This is a genomic window from Paenalkalicoccus suaedae (genome assembly GCF_006965545.2).
GTDB lineage: Bacteria > Bacillota > Bacilli > Bacillales > Salisediminibacteriaceae > Paenalkalicoccus > Paenalkalicoccus suaedae.
Genome location: NZ_CP041372.2, coordinates 852136 through 871399, shown reverse-complemented (window position 1 = coordinate 871399; position 19264 = coordinate 852136). Strand labels below are relative to the sequence as shown.

General features: G+C 43.4%; 15 protein-coding genes. 9 read left to right on the top strand and 6 right to left on the bottom strand.

What is annotated here, in order from left to right:
- Positions 1–147: 147 nt before the first annotated feature.
- The gene (locus tag FLK61_RS04950; RefSeq protein WP_176008406.1) at positions 148–1971 is read left to right on the top strand and encodes a methyl-accepting chemotaxis protein; all 1824 of its coding nucleotides are present in this window, start codon (positions 148–150) and stop codon (positions 1969–1971) included.
- A 42-nt stretch (positions 1972–2013) separates the two neighbouring features.
- On the opposite strand, the gene FLK61_RS04945 is transcribed toward FLK61_RS04950, so the two are convergent.
- Positions 2014–3906 carry a glycosyl transferase gene (locus FLK61_RS04945; protein WP_176008405.1) on the bottom strand — a complete coding sequence of 631 codons (1893 nt, stop codon included), beginning with the start codon at positions 3904–3906 and terminating at the stop codon, positions 2014–2016.
- Positions 3907–4107: 201 nt separating this feature from the next.
- Here FLK61_RS04945 and rfbF point away from each other — a divergent pair, with 201 nt between their 5' ends.
- The 5 genes from rfbF to licT all read left to right on the top strand — a co-directional run bounded on the left by rfbF (position 4108) and on the right by licT (position 8672).
- The gene (gene rfbF / locus FLK61_RS04940; protein WP_176008404.1) at positions 4108–4887 is read left to right on the top strand and encodes a glucose-1-phosphate cytidylyltransferase; all 780 of its coding nucleotides are present in this window, start codon (positions 4108–4110) and stop codon (positions 4885–4887) included.
- Positions 4888–5952 (top strand): CDP-glucose 4,6-dehydratase, encoded by a 1065-nt coding sequence (gene rfbG, locus FLK61_RS04935; RefSeq protein WP_176008403.1) that lies wholly within the window; start codon positions 4888–4890, stop codon positions 5950–5952.
- Complete coding sequence (locus tag FLK61_RS04930) at positions 5949–6848, top strand: NAD-dependent epimerase/dehydratase family protein (protein WP_176008402.1); 900 nt, start codon at positions 5949–5951, stop codon at positions 6846–6848. Before rfbG ends, FLK61_RS04930 begins: the two co-directional genes overlap by 4 nt.
- Entirely contained in the window at positions 6849–7436 is a 588-nt protein-coding gene (locus FLK61_RS04925; RefSeq protein ID WP_176008401.1) for an AAA family ATPase, read from the top strand.
- 384 nt (positions 7437–7820) lie between these two features.
- On the top strand, positions 7821–8672 hold the full coding sequence (gene licT / locus FLK61_RS04920; RefSeq protein ID WP_176008400.1) for a BglG family transcription antiterminator LicT: 852 nt from the start codon (positions 7821–7823) through the stop codon (positions 8670–8672).
- 36 nt (positions 8673–8708) lie between these two features.
- On the opposite strand, the gene FLK61_RS04915 is transcribed toward licT, so the two are convergent.
- Genes FLK61_RS04915 through FLK61_RS04905 form a run of 3 tightly spaced genes read right to left on the bottom strand, consistent with a single transcriptional unit; the run spans position 8709 to position 13546 of the window.
- On the bottom strand, positions 8709–10124 hold the full coding sequence (locus FLK61_RS04915) for a glycoside hydrolase family 1 protein (RefSeq protein WP_176008399.1): 1416 nt from the start codon (positions 10122–10124) through the stop codon (positions 8709–8711).
- Positions 10121–11569: a 6-phospho-beta-glucosidase gene (locus tag FLK61_RS04910; protein WP_176008398.1), complete on the bottom strand. Its 1449-nt coding sequence runs from the start codon at positions 11567–11569 to the stop codon at positions 10121–10123. The genes FLK61_RS04915 and FLK61_RS04910 overlap by 4 nt, the downstream gene beginning before the upstream one ends.
- A gap of 45 nt (positions 11570–11614) precedes the next feature.
- On the bottom strand, positions 11615–13546 hold the full coding sequence (locus tag FLK61_RS04905) for a beta-glucoside-specific PTS transporter subunit IIABC (RefSeq protein ID WP_176008397.1): 1932 nt from the start codon (positions 13544–13546) through the stop codon (positions 11615–11617).
- Positions 13547–14283: 737 nt separating this feature from the next.
- Here FLK61_RS04905 and FLK61_RS04900 point away from each other — a divergent pair.
- The gene (locus FLK61_RS04900) at positions 14284–14649 is read left to right on the top strand and encodes a DUF4870 domain-containing protein (protein ID WP_176008396.1); all 366 of its coding nucleotides are present in this window, start codon (positions 14284–14286) and stop codon (positions 14647–14649) included.
- Positions 14650–14800: 151 nt separating this feature from the next.
- On the opposite strand, the gene FLK61_RS04895 is transcribed toward FLK61_RS04900, so the two are convergent.
- Both FLK61_RS04895 and FLK61_RS04890 read right to left on the bottom strand, forming a co-directional pair.
- Positions 14801–16159 (bottom strand): UDP-N-acetylmuramoyl-tripeptide--D-alanyl-D-alanine ligase, encoded by a 1359-nt coding sequence (locus tag FLK61_RS04895; protein WP_176008395.1) that lies wholly within the window; start codon positions 16157–16159, stop codon positions 14801–14803.
- 54 nt (positions 16160–16213) lie between these two features.
- Positions 16214–17284: a D-alanine--D-alanine ligase gene (locus FLK61_RS04890; protein WP_176008394.1), complete on the bottom strand. Its 1071-nt coding sequence runs from the start codon at positions 17282–17284 to the stop codon at positions 16214–16216.
- 314 nt (positions 17285–17598) lie between these two features.
- Between FLK61_RS04890 and FLK61_RS04885 the strand changes: the two genes are divergently transcribed.
- Together FLK61_RS04885 and FLK61_RS04880 are read left to right on the top strand one after the other, a co-directional pair.
- Positions 17599–18720, top strand: a complete 1122-nt coding sequence (locus FLK61_RS04885) for a GGDEF domain-containing protein (RefSeq protein WP_176008393.1) — start codon at positions 17599–17601, stop codon at positions 18718–18720.
- Complete coding sequence (locus FLK61_RS04880) at positions 18717–19211, top strand: GNAT family N-acetyltransferase (protein WP_176008392.1); 495 nt, start codon at positions 18717–18719, stop codon at positions 19209–19211. Before FLK61_RS04885 ends, FLK61_RS04880 begins: the two co-directional genes overlap by 4 nt.
- Positions 19212–19264 lie beyond the last annotated feature (53 nt).

Sequence of the window (19264 nt, the reverse complement as noted above, 5' to 3'; positions counted from 1 at the left end):
ATGGAACTTACCTGTTAATCAAAGCTATGGAATTGGCTAAAAAGCATTAAAAAAATTCTAAAAATAGGTAATATCTTGTGTTATTAATCTGATATAAGGGGTACATATAATCCGTTGTACTAATTTAATCACTAGGAGGAGTCGTACATGTCTATCCATAAAAAATTTACTTTCATCGTTGCACTGTTACTTGTAAGCGCTCTATTAATCATTTCTATTTCTTTTGCCATTACGTACAACTCAGATCAACTAGAAGCCTCTCAAGAAAATCGATTCGACTCATTTCTATTAGCCGATGAGCTAAGACAAAGCTCGGACGATTTAACCCGATTCGCTAGAACATATGCCGCAACTGGAGATGAGTTGTACGTTACCATGTACAACGAAATACTCGCTATTCGGAACGGCGATCAAGAAAGACCCCTTGATTATCAACAAATTTATTGGGATTTTTACGCGAGTAATCGAGAAGCTCCACGAGGTGATACGCAAGCCATTTCATTACGTGACTTAATGTTACAACAAGGCTTTACAGAGGAAGAGTTTGCGCTATTAGCTGAATCAGAAGAAAATTCAAATGAGCTAGTAGCTACTGAAGTTCTTGCCATGGAGGCCGTTGCAACAAATATTGCTCCAGCTGACGCTGAACCAGGAGAAAGCGCACAGGCTTTTGCTATACGAATTCTTCATGACCCTACATACCATAGTCAAAAGGCAGAAATCATGCAACCAATCAACCAGTTTCTAACAACCCTTGATACACGAACGGCGCAAGAAGTCGCTTTTTATCAAGATAGACAGGTCCTACTCGATACAGTTAAGTACGTTATCTTAGGATTTTTAGTAGTAGCTATGATTACTAATTACTTTTTAATGAGAAGCATTACGCGCCCTCTGTTAAAGCTTGAAGGTGGAATAAAAGACCTAGGGAATTACCAATTAACTACTTCATCCAATGACGCGTTTACGAACCTGCGCAATCGTAAAGATGAAATTGGTTCAATTGCTAGTTCGTTATCTCAATTAAGAAGTAACTTTGTAAGACTGATCAATAAAATCCAAGTAAATATATCAGATACGACTCATGCAGCGGATCAACTATCTGTTATTTCAAGCGAGACAGAGGATGCCTCTCACCAAGTCGCCGAAACCATTACAGAAGTAGCAGAAGGAGCAAATCAACAAGCCTATCACACAACTACTCTCTTTGAAAACGTACATGATGTGACTATTAAAACCTCTGATGCAAAAGCTTTAGCAGAAAAATCCTTACATCTAGCCGAGCAAACAACAGAGAGTGCCTCGCATGGCCAACGTTCCATCAAAGAAGCACGCGAGGAGTTATGCACTGTTATTCAGAGCATGAATAAGATGAACGACTCCATGCAACAACTCTCTGAGCGATCAGATAGCATTGGACAATTCGTAGCATCTATCACGTCAATTGCAGATCAAACAAATTTACTTGCCCTTAATGCATCGATAGAAGCAGCCCGCGCAGGAGAACACGGCAAAGGCTTCTCCGTTGTAGCAAATGAGGTGAGAAAACTTGCTGAAGAATCCAATTATGCAGCAAAGCAAATTACTAGTTTGATAGATGAGATGCAGCACGATACTAAGTCCACCTCACTCGCAATGGATTCTCGCGTAAAAGAAGTTACACAGCAGCTTACTTTAATTGAGACTGGGGAAAAAGTGTTAACACAAGTCGTGACCGATGCAAAACGGAATGAACAGGCTTCTAACGAGACAGTGTTGCTTCTAAATCAATTAGAATCACTTTCAAATGAAGCCAGAGCATCTATTCAAGAAATTTCTGCAATTATTGAACAATCTGCCGCTGCTACCGAAGAAGTGTCAGCTTCAGCACAACAACAGGCCGCCTCAGCAAGTACGGTTAAACATCATGCTTCTGACATCGAGGAGATGGCTAAACAACTTTCCGCGAGTATACACGTTTTTAAAGTGTAAGCTTACATAGTAAAAACAGAGGCCGTGATACGGCCCCTGTTTTTACTTAAATGTGTATAAATTCTTTGGCTTGTCATGACACACTTTTAACTCATAAGGCTTTACTTGTTGCGTCTTTTCTAAACGATCTCTTATTTCAGCCACATGCCTTAAATAAGGCTTATACAAACCCTCCTTAACAGCATCTGGGAAATCAAGTTCTTCTAACGTCCATATATCTGCAGAGTTTTTATCACAAAAGCGGACGCTACCATAGTGATAACAAATGACTTCAACCCCATCCATTTTTACAGTCCCATCGCCATCCATCCATGTAGGAAATAACTCTGTATTCATGACAATATTCCATGGGGCTGCGTTTACACCTTTATGCTCAATCAATTTTATATTCGAGAACGTGTTCGGAATTGTTGTAAGATACTTTTGATCTCCCCACTTACGATGATCACTAAAGTCGTTATAGCACCATTCTTCACAGCGTGCCTTCCACCAGGCGAGCATTGTTCTACTATTTGATTCATTCTTAAATCCAAGCATACCTGCTTGATAAATACCGTATTTATTTTCTACATCACGCGTGCTACGTTGGCGACACATAAAGATAGAATATGTCGACCACTCTTCAAAGACTATTTTAGGATGCTTATGGAAGTAGAGGTCGGCATCACAATAGACTATATGGTCAACTTCACCAAATTTATCCAAAATGTACGTACACAAAGCTGGTTTCATCGACCAGCAGCGCTCCTGCATTGTTTGATCAGGTAAAAGCTTTGCTCCGACCTCGGTATCGTGAATGAGCGTAATATGATCCCCCGCAAGCTTTTTCCACGCTGCATGTGATTCTTCGTCCATCGCACAAACGAATAATTGAAAGCTTGTCGTGTGTTTTTTTATCGACTCATATAGAGCTACGGAGCGACTCAAGTATTCTTTACTAACTATAGTAGCAAAGCAGTAAAAGCTATGGTGTTGATCAATGCTTCGTCTAAAAGGCGTAAACTTATAGTAAGTTTTCGCTTCTGTAACAGCGCCCTGACTATAGTAGTCCTGAGCGTTGACCCCCTTTTTTTCTATCAGGGAAATAACGTCTTGAATTTGAAAGAAGTAAGGCGTGTAGATCGTACTTTTGATCACAGCAGGAATGTCAATTTTATTTAGCATCCAAAGATCAAACTCTCTCTCGTTATAAATCGACATACAGGCAAAATGAAAGGATACAAGACGATCATTTTTTATATAAACGTCTTGCCCGCTTTCTTTAATAGGATAATGATTATTATAGACGCAGTTCCATGGTGCAGCATTAATACCTAAGTGAGAGGAGATTCGAATGTTCGAAAACCTCGTCGGAAATTCATCTAAATATTTTTGGTCACCAAACTTCCCGTCCTGTGGTTCCTTTTGACAAAAAGCAATACATTCCTTCCTCCACCATCGTAAGGCCTTTTTACCTTCCTCATCGTCTTTAAAACCAATAAGTCCCGCTTGATACTTTCCGTACTTTGCTTCTACCCAATCTAAATCTCGTTGTGGAGTTAAATATACAGATGCGTTATTCCATTCACTAAAAATTTGCTCAGCATCACTAAAGAACGCCATATCGCCATCGCAGTAAAGAATTTCGTCCACATCAAAGCTTTCTAAGATATACAGCATTAGAGGTGCTTTAAGCGTCCAGCAGAACTCACTAATACTTCTCGACTTACGAGTAGCTAGAAGCTCTTCATCCTTCAAATCGTCCACCATAAAATAAATCGCATTTTTAAGAGCAATTTTTTTCAGTGCTTGATACGCCTTATCATCAATACAGCAAATCCAAACCGTCATGGTCGGCGAGTGCTTCATCAACGATTCATAAAACGACACTATTTTTAAAAGATAGTCTGCACTTGCAATAATACAAATATGGCGACTCTCTTTCCTCACTTCCATTGCTTCCCCCACCTCGTTTTTTTTCCATGCTTGATAGATCCTTGATAGATAGCTCTGGGCCAATACTCTCCCTCCTTTTAAATCCCCGACCTTCCATACTTCTATATGAGCTTCACAGATAATGTGAACCCCTAGACAAACGTTGATACACGAACGATCGACACGAATACGCTATTCCATAAACAGAAAAGGAGGATTCACATGAAGGTTGTTATACTTGCCGGAGGTTTTGGTACACGCTTTGCAGAAGCAACTAGCAGGATACCAAAGCCTATGATTGAAATTGGTGGTAAACCAATTTTATGGCACATTATGAAGCACTATTCTTCTTACGGATTTAACGAATTTATCATTTGTTTAGGCTACAAGGCACATGTTATTAAGGAATACTTTCTACAATATGCCTATTCAACACCTAGTATTACCGTGAATATGACCGAAGCTCATCCTACTATCACTGTCTTAGACAAACGTGTTGAGCCATGGAAAATTACACTTCTTGATACAGGAGATCAAGCAATGACTGGAGGAAGACTGAAGAAAGCGGTTGACTATGTGGAGGAAGATACCTTTCTTGCAACATATGGCGATGGATTAAGTAACGTCAATATTCCTCAGCTACTTTCTTATCATCAGTCCCATGGAAAGCTTGCCACACTCACTGCTGTTCAGCCTGAAGGTCGTTTTGGCTCATTAGCTATTTCACCAGATAATACTATTACGTCGTTTGAAGAAAAGCCGTTAGGCGATCATCACTGGATTAACGGAGGGTTTTTCGTCTTAAATAAACACATATTTGATGCTGTCCAAGACGAACAAACTATTTTTGAATCAGACATACTCCCTGAACTTGCTAAAAATCATGAATTAATGTCTTTTAAACACACAGGCTTTTGGAAGCCAATGGACATGCTTAAGGATCAACAGGCTCTTGAAGCGATTTGGAATAAAGGACATGCACCATGGAAGACGTGGGGCTAAATGATTAGCACTGAATTTTGGAAGGGTAAACGTGTTTTCTTAACTGGTCATACGGGCTTTAAAGGGGCTTGGATGATGTCTTGGCTCGAGCAATTAGGCGCACACGTAACTGGCTATAGTTTAGAGGCCGAAACGCCGTCTCTTTATCAGCTTTTAGCAACTTCGTTTAAGGGTGACTCCATTATTGGAGATATAAGAGACACAAAAAAACTGACTGATGCACTAACTGCCGCTAAGCCAGATATCGTGATTCATATGGCAGCTCAGGCGTTTGTCGGTGAGTCCTACGATGAACCACTTCGCACGTTTGACGTCAATGTTATCGGTACCGCAAGTGTATTTGATGCAACACTTCACGCTTTAGCAAACGGAGCACCTATACGTGCAGTCGTGAATATTACGACTGATAAATGCTACGAGAATAAGCAGTGGGTTTTTGACTATCGAGAGAATGATCGACTAGGAGGCAAGGATCCCTATTCTGCCAGTAAAGCATGTGCAGAGCTACTCACGACCTCTTATAGAAACTCGTTTTTTACTAACACACAGGCTGGACTAGCCTCTGTGAGAGCGGGTAATGTGATCGGTGGGGGGGATTTTGCGGATAGCAGACTCATTCCACAGCTTTTGCATGCATACGATCAAAAGAGGGAGCTCACGCTTCGTAACCCTAGTGCCATTCGCCCGTGGCAGCATGTGCTAGACCCCCTTCACGGCTATTTGATGCTTGCACAAAAACTGTATCAGCATCCTGATCAGTTTGCCGAAGGATTTAACTTTGGTCCCGAACGAGTGGATTGTGTTCCGGTGAATGAATTAGTGGATAAGCTTTCTCACGCACTCGGTCAACCCGTGCCAACGCGTAGTGTAGCTGCTTCCTATCACGAAGAACAACTATTGACACTAAACTGTACAAAAGCAAAAACCGTTCTAGGCTGGCAGCCTGTTTGGGGAATTAATCAAACGGTAGCTAAAATTGCAGAATGGCATCAAAATACAACGCTCTCTACTAGTGATATCGTGCATAAGCAGATCCACTCCTTCATGCAGGACGCATCGCGATGAGTACGAGTATCTTTGTAACAGGTGCCACTGGTTTTGTAGGTAGACATCTCTTTCATATGTTAGAGGAGCTATCCTATGACGTTCACATCGGGGTAAGAACAGCCTCACCATATTTCCCACCTGAAAAGACGCATTACATCACAACTTCTTACCAATCAATCGCAACCGCCATTGAAGCCGCTAAGCCAGAGGTGATTTTGCACCTCGCCTCCTTTGCGCAACTAGGTCTCAAGGCAAATGAGATAAAAGGAATGATCGAGAGTAATATCACACTAACTGGTCACTTGGCCGAGGCAGCTGTAACTCATGGAGTGAGAGGTTTTATTAATACGAGCTCCTATGCTCAATTCGGAGGGACGACGAGCTATAGGCCTAACAGTTTTTACGCTACGACAAAGCAAGCAGCAGAGAACATCCTCTACTATTATTCTCTGCACAAAGATCTAGCAGTTGTGAATCTCGTACTTTACGATAATTACGGTGAAAACGATACGCGTAAAAAGCTCCTTAATCTTATCAAGCAAGCCCTGATAAATCAGAGTCCCCTCGACTTGACGCCAGGTGACCAACTGATCAACCTCCTTCACGTGGAGGACGTTTGCAGAGCCTTCACGGTCGCACTCGACCACCTTCTCACTCGTCGCCTTACGGACTTTCATCGCTACAGCGTCATGGCTGACCAAACCTTATCTCTCAAAGCGTTGGTAACAAAATTGGAGGAACTCTCCGGAACATCTGTACAAGTTTGCTACGGCACCTTGCCATACAGAGACAGTGAGATTATGATTCCACGTGAGGCTTGCGAAAGATTGCCGGGCTTCACGCCACAAATAACGCTTGATGACGGACTCCGACGTTTTTTAGCCGGTACATCTCCTTTACAGGGGGAGATTTAGGTGGAAAAATTAATTGTGATTAGCGGACCATCCGCAGCAGGTAAGTCTACGTTAGCTCCTCTATTTAAAGAAGGGCTAGATAGAGAGGATTATTTGAGAAGCTGGGTTATCGAACTGGATTTACTCTTTTTAATGCTAGACCCCACTTACACGTATGAAGACCCCTATGTCGTGTGGTCAGAAGCCCGCAAGCAGGCAAGCATTTTGCTAAAGTCTTTGCATCCAAAAACGGAGAATCTCCCCATTTATGTGTTAGGTAGTACCATATTTTCTCCCGCAGCAGTAGCGCAGTTGCTCGAAGAACTTGTAGAAGAGGACATTTTGTTTTACCACTTCACGCTTGCACCATCGATAGACGCGTTGAAAGAACGCTTTATTAAAAGGCAAAGTGAGGTACCCGACTGGATCCTCTCTCATCTGCAGGAGCGAGTGCCCTATTTACATGAACCTTGGACAACCGTCATAGATACAAGCACTCTTACCCCTGCACAAACTCGGGACATGATCGAATCACATGTGAAGCAAGGAATAGGCAATTCCTTCACCATCAAGGACTGGCTAACGAACTATGCATCTCTACCTACTTGAGGAAAAAGAATCATAGCCCAGGCACTAGACACGTGAGCCTTTTATATGATATCATTCCAATAATGAAACGCTTACATTGATCAGGATTGTTACTGTGCGGCAGGCAAAACCTACATGTAAAGCTCCGCTATGTGCGAGGGCTTTTGTGTAGGTTTTTTTATGTCCAAGGATCGAACGGTATGGTGGGCGTGCCAGTTGGTAGCGCAACTCGTGCGATTCTTTGCACGAGTTGTGCATGTAGGTGTTTACAGCGCGCATTAAATTTGGTTTTGTATAGGTATCACGAAATTGAGCTCAGTTATCACCGTTCACCATCTAGTTATCACAAAATCACGCTCGGTTATCACAATATAAACTACTACCAACCCGGAAGGAGGAAGCACCGTGAAGATCGAAAAAATACTGAACAATAATGTAGTAATCACAGAAAACGAACAAGGAAACGAGCTCGTTGTAATGGGGAAAGGACTCGCTTTTCAAAAAAAGGTGGGGCAGCAGGTAGAGGACGAGAAGATTGAGAAGACGTTTGTGCTGACTAATAATAATGTATCGCCGAAGCTTCAGGAGCTGTTGCGCGACGTACCGGAATCATTTTTAGCACTGTCTGAGAAGATTCTGTCGTATGCAAAAAAAGTGCTACAGGCTCCATTAGATGATCACATTTATGTATCATTAACGGATCACTTGAGCTATGCGGTAACTAGACATCAGCAGGGTCTCAAGCTTAAAAATCCGCTACTTTGGGAGGTTCGGAAATTTTACCGGAAAGAGTATGAAGTAGGTCTTCATGCATTGGCGATTATTAAAGAGGAGACGGGGCATGAGCTTGATCAGGACGAAGCGGCTTCCATTGCGCTTCACCTTTTAAATAGTCAGCTTCCTAACCAAGGTATGGACTCCATGGTGAAGGTGACAAAGCTTGTAAACGGCATCCTCACTGTGGTGCGCTATCACTACGGCACCGTTCCGGATGAGTCATCGATTAACTATGAACGTTTTCTCACTCACCTTCGTTACTTTGCGTTTCGCCTGATCGGAAATGAACGACTTGAGCCAACGGATGCAGATGATACCTTCTTATTCCAGCAGGTGTCTAAAAAATATCCTTCTGCTTTTGAATGTAGTGAAAAAGTGACGCACTTTGTTAATCAAACCTTCGGGTACCACGTAACGACAGAAGAGCAGACGTATTTAATGATTCACATTGAGCGTGTCATGAATCGACATACGACCTAAAAAGAGCTACGACACTTGTCGCAGCTCTTTTCTTTATTATGATAGGTTTTGACCGTTTGACGCAATAACGCGCTTATACCAATCAAAACTCTTCTTTTTAATACGGCGATTTGATCCGTTACCTTCACTGTCACGATCTACGTAAATATAGCCGTAACGCTTTTTAAGCTCTGCTGTCGAGGCACTTACTAAATCAATCGGACCCCAAGACGTATACCCAATTAGATCGACGCCGTCTCTTACAGCGAGCGCCATTTGCTCAATATGCGCGCGCAAGTAATCGATTCGGTAATCGTCATTTACGACATCTCCGTCCTCTAGCTTATCAACGGCACCCATCCCATTTTCTACGATAAATAAAGGCTTTTGGTAGCGATCATACAGCTGGTTACACACGGTTCTAAGCCCGATAGGATCGATCTGCCAGCCCCAGTCTGTCGCCTTTAAGTAAGGATTTTTAACTCCCGTCAGCAGGTTGCCTCCAGTCGAGTCCTTCAAAAGCTCCTCATCTGTCGTCGCAACGAACGACATGTAGTAGCTAAAGCCGATGTAGTCAACGGTGCCCGCCTGTAAAATGGCTTCGTCGTCCTGCTCCATCTGAAGCGTGATCCCTTTCTGCTCGAGCATCGCCTTCACATAGCTTGGATAATAGCCTCTTGCCTGCACGTCAGAAAAGAAGAGTGTGTTGCGATCCTGTTGCATCGCTTTTTGCATATCCTCAGGCTTTGACGAATACGGGTAGGTGATCATAGAAGCAATCATACAGCCAATCTGAATGTCGGAACGAAGCTCATGTCCATAGCTTACCGCCTTTGCACTCGCAACAAACTGATGGTGAATGGATTGGTAAATGTCCTGTTCGCTAACTTCTCCATTTTCTACGTATAATCCCGCTCCAGTAAACGGCGCGTGGAGGTTAATGTTGATCTCGTTAAAGGTCATCCAGTATTTCACCTTGTCATGGTAGCGATCAAGCAAGACGTTCGCAAAACGCTCGTAAAAATCAACGACTTGACGGTTCTTCCAACCACCATAATTCTTCACAAGTCCTAATGGCATTTCGTAGTGAGAAATCGTAATAACTGGCTCAATATCATGCTTGTGCAGCTCTGCAATCACATCATCATAAAACTGCAGGCCTTCTTCGTTAGGTGTTTGCTCGTCCCCATTAGGGAAGATTCGTGTCCATGCAATGGAGAAGCGAAATGCCTTAAATCCCATCTCTGCAAACAAAGCGATATCCTCTTTATACTTGCTATAAAAATCAATTCCTTGGTGATATAAGTTGTGCTCGCCTAGCTCAAAGTTTGGTGGGTGCATAATACCGTTTGGGGAGACGTCAGCTGTTGATAGTCCTTTCCCACCTTCGTTAAATGCTCCTTCTAGCTGATTGGCTGCTACCGCGCCACCCCATAAAAATCCGTCCTTAAATGATTGTGTTGCTTGTGTCATATCGATTGTCCTCCTTCTGATAGATCCTCGCCATTTGTCTCTATAACTTGTTTGTACCATGCAAAGCTCTTCTTTTTCGCTCGCTTGAGTGAGCCGCTTCCATCGTTATTTCTATCTACATAAATGTAGCCGTACCGCTTTTTCATTTCACCTGTTGAGGCACTAACTAAATCAATTGGTCCCCAAGAGGTATATCCTAACAGCTCTACGCCATCTAAAATTGCTTCCTTCATTTCCTTCACGTGTGCCTGTAAATAGGCAATGCGGTAATCGTCCTCTACGACAAAGTCGTCAGTCGGTTGGTCGACAGCCCCTAACCCATTTTCCACAATAAAGAGAGGTTTTTGATAGCGCTCATAGAGCTGATTAGCTGTGATACGTAGTCCCTTCGGATCGATTGCCCAGCCCCACTCCGAAGATTTTAAGTATGGATTAGGCACTGATCCAAACACGTTGCCCTGCGCCGCCTGCGCATTTACCTCCGGATCGGTAGATGTCGCACGGCTCGAGTAGTAGCTAAAGCCAAGATAGTCGACCGTGTGCGCCTCCAATATATCCTCGTCTCCTGGCTCCATGTCTGGGAACAAGCCTTGCTCGCGCAGCATTCGCTTGGCATAGCCTGGGTACGCCCCTCTCGCCTGCACATCAATGAAGAAAAACGTGTCGCGATCTTTTTGCACGGCGTCCCAAACGTCCTCTGGATCTGGCGTGTACGGATAAGTGGCACCTGCTGCGAGCATACAGCCACACATCGCGTTCGGAATGATCTCGTGGCACGCTTTGACAGCTAAAGCACTTGCAACAAGCTGGTGATGCGCTGCTTGATACTGAATCTTTTTCTTATTTTCGCCTTCCTTAAACACGAGCCCTGCTCCAATGTAGGGCAAATGCAGAAGCATGTTGATCTCATTAAACGTCATCCAATAGCGCACTTTGTCTTTATAGCGAGTAAGAATCGTTTTCGCATATGTCTCAAACAATTCGACAAGCTTACGATCGCGCCAGCCACCGTATTTCTCCACGAGTGCTACTGGCACGTCAAAGTGCGCCATTGTGACGACTGGTTCAATATTGTACTTGCGAAGCTCATCAAAAACACTGTCATAAAAGGCGAGTCCAGCCTCGTTCGGCTCTGACTCTTCTCCTGTTGGGAAAATACGCGTCCACGCGATTGACAGACGCAATGCTTTGAATCCCATCTCCGCAAAAAGTGCAATATCTTCTTTGTAGGTGTGGTAAAAATCAATACCTTCATGTGACGGATAAAACGTATCAGGATCCGGTGTGAATCCCTTTAAGTCACCTAGCATAATCTCAAAACGGCGTTCCCCTTGTGGAAGTAAATCAACAGTGGTCAGTCCTTTGCCATCTTCTAAATAAGCACCTTCCACTTGATTGGCCGCAACGGCTCCGCCCCATAAAAAGTCCTCCGGAAATCCCTTCATATGCTCTACTCCTTTCATCAAAAAAGAGGGAGAAGCCCTCTCTTTTTAGCGCATTAATGTCATTAATAAATCTCCCGTTTTTAATTCTTTATCAGCTGTCGTTTTGAAGGTATATTCCTTCGAGTTTGAGATCACGACTGGCGTCGTAAGCTCATAGCCCTCGTTTTTAATACCTTCCATATCAAACTCAATTAACAGCTGACCCTTCTCCACTCTATCCCCCTGCTGAATGTGCGAGGTAAAGTACTTCCCATCAAGCTGCACGGTATCCATTCCAATGTGGATTAAAATCTCTGCACCAGAATCAGTCGTAATACCAACGGCATGCTTCGTTGGGAAAAGTGCGGTTACTGTCCCAGAAGCAGGTGCAACGAGTCTACCTTCAGACGGATTAACCGCAAGTCCTGTACCTAATGAGCCTGATCCAAACGCCTGATCCGCAATTTCAGAAAGAGGAATGACCTGTCCAGATAACGGGCTCTCAATTTGCTCTCCTGCTTTGACGATACCTGGCTTCGCTTCAACTGCTTCGCTTGATGCAGTCGCCGTTTCATTCTCAATAGGCGCTTCATCTTTATTGACTCCACCAAAGAAGTACGTGAGGACAAGCCCTAATACGAACGCTACGACCATGGCAATGAGTGCTCCGTAAAATCCAACGGTAATTCCTTCTGTTGGGGAAATAAAGGATGGAATTTGGAAGATACCTAAGCCTCCAATAATATATCCCTGTCCACCAAAGAATCCGATAATACCACCACCGATACCTGCTCCAACACAGCTTAAGATAAACGGCTTCTTCTTAGGTAGCGTAACCCCGTAAATTGCTGGCTCCGTTACCCCAAACATACCCGAAATAAAGGCTGGTACACTTAATGTCTTTAACGTCTTACTCGTCGTTTTCAGATACACACCTAGTACCGCACCGATTTGAGCGAAGGAAGCCGCAAAGATCGTTGCTAACACTGGGTCTGAGCCAAGTGACGTTAAGTTGTTAATGGCAACTGGTACAAGTCCCCAGTGGAGACCAAAGATAACGAACACTTGCCAGAAGGCTCCAAGTAGCGTCCCTGCAACTAGTGGGCTCAGCTCATACACAAACACGGTACCTTGACCGAGTAACTGTCCTGCCCAAGTTGCAATTGGACCAATCACGATAAATGTAATCGGTACAACAATTAAAAGTGTGAAGAATGGAACTAAGAACATTTTCACAACATCTGGAATGATCTTTTTAACAAACGGCTCTACTTTTGACGCGAAGTACGTTGCTAAAATAATCGGAATAACGGATGTTGCATAGCTCATTAAAATAACAGGTATACCTAAGAAAGTGATGTAAACCGGCGATTCAAACACCGTTCCTGCAAAGAGCGTATACAGCGGATCGCCTGTTGTTAATCCCTCTAACGCTGGATACACGAGTGAAGCACCAATCGCGATCCCGATAAATGGCGCTACACCAAACTTCTTTGCGGCCGTATATCCAAGAAAAACTGGGAAGAAGTAAAACAGCGAATCCCCAATCGCATTTAAAATTTGGTACGTACCTGACTCTGTATCGAGCACACCAACCGCGACGAATAACGCGTTAAATCCTTTAATCATCCCGGTTGCAGCAAGTACACCAAGAATTGGAGTAAAAATACTCGCAATAATATCAATAAAACGGTTTAACAAATTTTTATCCTGATCCTTCTCTTCCTCTTGAGACGAAGAGGTATCCTGCGAAAATCCACTTACAGCAAGCACCGCCTGATACACATCAGGCACATGATTCCCAATAACAACCTGGTACTGTCCACCGCTCTTCATTACGGTCACAACACCGTCCATTTGCTTGATCTCTTCTGTCTTCGCCTTACTCTCGTCCTTTAGCTTAAATCGAAGTCGCGTAATACAATGCACAACACTTCTTACATTCTCTTTCCCACCGACACGAGCTAAAATATCCGTAGCTAACTGCTCATACTTCATGCCACTTACCCCCTCTTTGACTTTTGCCAATAAAAAAACCTGTATAAAAAAGCATGTCGAAGCATGGCTCATTCACACAGGTTATGCCCACTTAAGGTAACATTCCAGGTCGGATCGTATGTGCGACGCGTGCCTCCTAGGTTAGGCGCGAGTGGCTCTATTTAAACAAAAAAACCTAACTCTCTACAAAACAACACCGATTCTGTGCTGGCTTGTAGAAAATTAGGTTTTGCCTGATTAAACAGTAACAATCCTTGTTTATTCTTTTGTAAGCGCTTGTTTTATTTTTACCATGATTCTTATATGAATGCAAGCGCTTTATTTATTTTATATTAGTTTTATTATTTTGGAGTTCAAGGTCAAGGTCAAGTTCAAGGGCAGGACCTCCGGTCCTCCTACGCTTTCGGCTGACGCTTTCCTGAGGTGCTTGTTCAACTATTTCGAACGGCCAAACCAATGGCCGCTCGAAAGGATTTTCACTTCGCGAAAGGGCTCCTCTAGGAGACGCCATCCTTCGCTCCGGAGGACCGGAGGTCACGGTAATGACATCAATTTATTTTTTATCATAAAAAAAATTTAATACTTTCTCACCTGTAAATCTATCGAAAAATATTAATTTTAAACTGAATATTCTGATTTTATAGTAGGTAATTATGGTATACTAAATTCAACAAATTTCTGTCGCTCATTTTTTTGTTTCTAGTTACTTATGATACTTAAAATGGGAGGGTATCACAATGGCTGACAAAAAACTCGTTTCTGTACCCGGTACCGGTAGAACAGCTTCAGGAATGGATCAAAATCTAGCAGCATTGTTAACGTATTTACTCGGCTTTATTACTGGGATTATTTTTCTCTTCATCGAAAAAGAAAACCAATACGTCCGCTATCATGCTATGCAGTCTACAATCATGTTCGGTTTTTTGTTTGTTCTCTCCATGGTCGTTGGGATTATTCCATTAATCGGTTGGTTGATCAGTCTACTCATTACACCACTTACTCTTGTTATTTGGATTTATGCCATGTACAAAGCTTACAATGGTCAACGGTTTAAATTCCCATTTGCTGGAGACATGGCAGAAGCTCAACTTAAAAAAATGTAGAGTAGCGTTATACATGATTACATGCATCTAAAACTAGCAAAAAGGAAAGGATTGCTCAGATAGCAATCCTTCCCTTTTTGTTTATACATGAGTAAGCTTTTTTGTCTATTCATGTGATGCTACTACCTTTAGAGAAGTGCAATTTTTATTTTTATGCTCGTAGCTCCTGCACTACTTCTTCTAGTCTCATACCACGTGAGCCCTTTACTAACACAATCGCGTCGCGAGTAACGGTCTCTGAAAGTACTTCTACTAGTTCTGTTTTATCTGTAAACGAAAATACTTTTCCTTCTTGGAATCGTTCACTTGCACCCGTTGCAATGGATTGACCGAGCTTACCAAAGGTGAATACATAGTCGACCTTCTCTGGATTCAGCTCGCGTCCAACCTTTTCGTGGAACGCTTCCTCCTCTTCGCCGAGCTCCAGCATGTCCGCTAAGACGACGATTCGCTGTGAGTAGCCTTCCATTGTTTCTAGCAAAGAAACGGCTGCGGCAACGGAAGTTGGACTCGCGTTGTAGGCGTCATTTATGAGCGTAACGCCGTTAGCGCCCTCAATTAGCTCTGTGCGCATGCCAGTGATCGCGAGCTCACGCAAGCCTTGTTGCATAGCTGCAACAGGGACATGCATCGCGCGACCGACTGCGATACTTGCTAATGCATTATTGACGTTATGTTTGCCTAATACGGGAATATAAAAAGCGTCTCCATCAAACGTAAAGTCCGTACCAGACTTTCCTTGCACAATGTCGTTAGCTACAAGTCCACATTCACTCGACGTACCAAACGTCTCTACCGTAAACGGTACATCTGCTACTAATGGCGTAAGCAACGGCTCGTCGCCGTGAATAACAAGTACTCCGTCAGACTTCAATCCGGCCGTGATTTCAAACTTTGCTTCTGCAATGCCTTCACGTGTCCCGAGATTTTCTAAATGAGACTCGCCAATATTCGTGATTACTGCAACGTCAGGCTTCGCAAGCTTCGACAAGAGCTCAATCTCTCCGCGATGGTTCATGCCCATCTCAAGAACCGCAACCTCCGTGTCCCGCTCCATCGCCAAAATCGTCAGTGGCAAACCGATATGGTTATTAAAATTCCCCTGCGTCTTATGCACCTTATACGATGTACCAAGCACCGACGCAAGCATATCCTTCGTCGTCGTCTTCCCGTTACTCCCCGTGACTGCGACGACACGAGTTGCCAAAGAATCCAAGTAATTTTCTGCTAAAAGCTGAAGGGCATCGAGCGTATCGTCCACAAGCACTAGCGTCATGCCACTTGGACGATCCTTCGCTTGCTTACTCCAAAGCGTTGCTACAGCGCCAGCCTCCGCCGCATGCTCATAAAAATCGTGCCCATCAAAGCGCTCCCCAGCGAGAGGCACATATAGGTTGCCACCGACAAGCGAGCGCGTATCCGTCGACACACCCGCAATCTCTATCGCACCATCGCCAACAACCTCACCGTTCGTCCAGGCCGCAACCTCAGACACCTGACATCTAATCATCCAAACCCCTACCTTCCAAATCTTCTTGGGTTAACCACATTTGCGCTTTATTCATTAAAACGTGTGCTTAATCTTCTGCTTTTCCTCATGTCGTTCGACAGCAAGTGCTAGTAGCTTTTCAATAAGCTCTGGGTAGGAGACACCTGATTCCTGCCAAAGCATCGGGAACATACTAAATGGCGTAAACCCAGGCATTGTATTGACCTCGTTCATTAATACCTCGCCAGCGTCTGTTAAGAAGAAGTCTGCGCGCACAAGTCCAGAGCAGTCGAGTGCCTTGAAGGACTGAATCGCTACTTCTTTAATGGACTCATATTCTGCTTCCGTAATTTCTGCTGGAATAATAAGTCCTGTGCTTTGATCCTCGTATTTAGCTTTATAGTCATAAAAGTCCGCTTCTGGTACGATCTCACCAACAACCGAGCATTCTGGCTCGTCGTTACCAAGTACGGCAATCTCTACTTCGCGTCCAATAATGCCTTCTTCAATAATGACTTTGCGGTCATATTCAAATGCGAGCTCAAACGCTTTTACAAGCTCCTCGCGGTTTTTCGCTTTACTAATCCCAACGCTTGATCCAAGGTTAGCTGGCTTGACAAAGCAAGGATAACCAAGCTTTTCTTCTACTTCTTTGTAGCTCGCTTCAGGATTCTTTGTCCAGTCAGGACGTACATACCACACATAGTTTGGCTGCTTGATATTCGACTGTGCGTAAATGTTTTTCATCATGACTTTATCCATACCAGCAGCTGACGCTAACACGCCATTACCAACATAAGGGATGTTCATAAGCTCAAGCATGCCCTGAACCGTTCCATCCTCGCCGTTTGGTCCGTGTAGTAGTGGGAACACGACGTCCAACTGTGTTTGATTTTCCGTAGTCGTTGGGAAGATTTCTGCATTAAGAGCCGTTGGTGACACAGGATTGTCGTTGAGCTTCAGCTGACTAACGTCATCTACTGGGTTTAAGAGCTGTTCTCCACGAACCCATTCTCCTGTCTCCGTTATGTAAATTGGGTGCACATCGTGCTTTGTTAAATCTAGTGCTTGGATAACTGCCTTTGCAGTTTGTAGTGATACTTTATGTTCTGCGGATTTTCCGCCGTATAGTAAACCAATTTTCATGTTTATTCACCCTCCAAAATATAATTCCGCTAAAAGCCTTCATGGCTCACTAGCTCATTTTACCGTACTATATGCGACTTGTGTGAATTCGCGATATGGTTTTTTGTGAAAAGTCCGTGTATGACGCTGATTGCAAATTGGGGGTATTAGGTTCACCCAATTAAAAGCAATTTCTGGTGATTTAGGAAAAATAACAGGTTTAAGGAGATTCTAGGAGTGGAATTATAGTATACTTATTTCCAGAGACCTAGTTATAAAGCAACTGGTCTTATACATATAACACGCCTATTAGATGAACGAACAGGAGGTACCTCGTGCTTGATTTAGTCAAAGAACTCCTCGCCAATATAGCCATCATTACATCAGGGCTATTCGTATATTCCCAATTAACAAAGGATAAACCGTTAAATCGTCACTCCTCCTTCCTCCGCAAAATGTTTGTCGGATTAACGGGAGGTATGCTTGCGACCGTATTAATGACTTACAGTTTACGACTAGATGAGGCATTGCTTGATTTACGCTTTATTCCTGTCATTATTTTAGTTTATTATGGTGGTGCAATTCCAGCATTATTCAGCATGATCCCTATCATTATCGGACGCTTTTTAATTGAAGTCTCGGAAGCTGCTTTTTACTCTCCGATTCTGCTCATCTTAGTTGTTCTTTTAGGACTTCTTATTACAAAATTACCAGTCTCACAACTCGTCAAAGTATTCCTAATGATTTCGTCGACATTTTTCTGGTTTTCGTTTCTCCTAATTGAAGTAAATATGGAGACAAATGAGCTTTTATCTGTGTTAGCCTTTTTTGCATGCATGTCTTATATAGCCGGTTTTTTAGCTTTTTACACCATCGATTATGTACGAAATGCTCAAAAAATCATGCGTGAGTACAGAAAAGCAGCCTTAACCGATCCACTTACAGGCTTACATAACATACGCCAGTTTGATCAGTTATTTAACAGCTGGTCTAAACAAGCCCAACTTTCTAAAAGCTCACTAGCAATCCTATTTATCGACATTGATCATTTTAAAAAAGTAAACGATACATATGGCCATCCAGAAGGTGATATTGTACTCAAAACGTTAAGTCAACTAATCGAAAAAGAAGTACGGTCAGACGATATCGTTAGTCGTAATGGAGGCGAAGAGTTTACAGTGCTCCTACGAACTATCTCTTTGTCTCAATCTATGCAGCTCGCAGAACGAATTCGTCAACTTGTAGAGCGCACACCGTTTGCTCTATCAAATGGCACAAAAATCTCGATCACTGTCTCTATTGGTTTCGCGCACTACCCAGAAACAACTGCATGTGGTGATCGTATTTTAAAGGATGCGGATGCAGCTTTGTATGTCGCTAAAAACTCGGGGCGTAACCGTGTTGTAAAAGCAACGGGCGTAACCCTATTTTCGCCAGGAAAGGAAGATGAGAAATGAAGGAGGAGCTTTTCTTACGGCCCATGACAAAAGATGATTGGCCGAGCGTCTCACAAATCTACAAAGACGGGATCGATTCAGGAGTGGCAACATTTGAGCATACTGTTCCTTCTTATGACGACTGGGACCGAACGCACTGTAAACCTTGTCGATTCGTTGCAACTTTAGGAGAGAAAATAGTTGGTTTTGCGGCTCTCTCGCCGATCTCTGCTAGAGCGGTCTATGCTGGTGTTGCGGAAGTTAGCCTCTATGTAGCCAATGGCTTTACTGGACACGGTATTGGCAGAACCCTTTTACATACTTTGATCCAAGCAAGTGAACAAGCCTCCTTTTGGACGCTCCAGTCTACTATATTTGCAGTAAATACGCCTAGTACCTCCTTGCATCTTGCCTGCGGATTTAGAGAGGTAGGCAGACGCGAGCGAATTGCGCAGCGCGAAGGCATCTGGCATGATACTGTCTTGTTCGAGCGGAGAAGTGAGAAAAAGTAATGGAATTAGGACATGTTTTGTCGTGCGCACCTTAATTTTATAGGGTGCGCTTT